The sequence below is a fragment of the Aerococcus sp. L_32 genome, from assembly GCF_050689315.1.
In genome coordinates, this window is the sequence record NZ_JBOEQF010000417.1 from 1 (window position 1) to 1,652 (window position 1,652).

1 protein-coding gene is annotated in these 1,652 nt (G+C 36.7%); it reads left to right on the forward strand.

Going from position 1 to position 1,652, the window contains the following annotated elements:
* Nucleotides 1-291: 291 nt before the first annotated feature.
* Nucleotides 292-1,578, forward strand: a complete 1,287-nt coding sequence (ltrA, locus tag ACRCJ0_RS13540) for a group II intron reverse transcriptase/maturase (protein WP_417893919.1) — start codon at nt 292-294, stop codon at nt 1,576-1,578.
* Nucleotides 1,579-1,652 lie beyond the last annotated feature (74 nt).

Consider the following 1,652-nt stretch of genomic DNA (forward strand, 5'->3'; position numbering starts at 1 on the left):
AACTGTTGTAATATCTCATCTGGTAAATGTGGCAGATAGATGGAGAGAAAGAGTTTGCACCTTAACTGGGGAGGTCTCATAATGTTATACCAAAATCATTTAGTGATAAGTGACTGACCTATGAGAAGTCAGCCGAAGCCGTAGTAGTGTAGATAGCTAGTGAAAACTAGAAGGAGCAAAGGGCTGAACAATTTTATTGTTGGAACATCTTAATTGGGGATTTCCGAAGACCACTGGCCAACAGCGGAAAAGTGGATAGAAATTCTACGAGATAGAAAGGGAACAACAAACATGAATAATAAGATTTTAGATTTAATTTTATCGAGAGATAATTTGAATGAAGCATTCAAGCAAGTAAAGAAAAATAAAGGCTCTGCCGGAGTAGATAATATGTCTATTGATGAAACTTTTATATTCATAAAGGAGCATAAAAAGGAAATTGTTCGGGCAATTAAAGGTCGGAAATATACTCCTAAACCTGTACTTAGAGTCGAAATACCAAAACCAAATGGCGGTACTAGACTTTTGGGAATTCCTACGGTGATTGATAGAGTGATACAACAAGCAATTGTACAAGTGTTAACACCAATATTTGACCCAACCTTTCATGAAAATAGTTTTGGATTCAGACCTGGTAAAAATGCCCAAGGGGCAATATTAAAATTTTTAGAATATTGTAACGAAGGATATAACTGGGTAGTAGATATTGACCTTGAAAGCTTTTTCGATAGAGTAAATCATGATAGATTGATGAATCTGGTGTCTAGGAAAGTCCATGATGGAGACGTCATATCATTGATAAGGAAATATTTAGCCAGTGGTGTTATGGTTGATGGTAAATTTTATGAAACGAGGGTTGGTACTCCCCAAGGGGGAAACCTATCCCCTTTACTAAGCAATATAATGTTGAATGAACTAGACACGGAACTAGAAAATCGTGGATTACGCTTTGTTCGTTACGCAGATGATTGTGTCATTATGGTTAAAAGTGACTTTGCAGCTAGAAGAGTCATGCGTTCAATTACTAGATTTATCGAAAGTAAGTTAGGATTGAAAGTAAATACTACGAAATCCAAGGTGACTAAACCAGATGACCCAGATATGAAATTCCTAGGATTTGGCTTCTATTACCATGAAAAGGAACAAATATATAAGGCACTACCCCACACCAAATCTGTTGAACAGTTTAAGTATAACCTACATAAACTATCTAGAAGAAATTGGGGTGTTTCAATGTCATATCGTTTGAGTAAACTAAACCAAGTAATTCGCGGTTGGGTTAACTACTTCAAAATAGGTAGTATGAAGAAAGTGCTAAGTAGAATTACCTCCCATCTAAGATTTCGATTAAGGATGTGCATTTGGAAACAGTGGAAAACTGGTAAAAATCGTGTTAAAAGTCTAATTAAACTAGGTATGAGCCCTTATTGGGCTCATATAAATGGTAATAGCTCTAAGGGTGTTGCACGAATAGCTAGTTCTTGGGTAATGCATACAACAGTAACAAACAAAATACTAGCCCAGAAAGGACTAGTATCACCATATGAATATTATCTTAATCAGGTTCATGTTACATAAAATTGAACCGCCGTGTACGGAACCGTACGCACGGTGGTGTGAGAGGTCGGAATCGCAAGATTCCTCCTACTCGA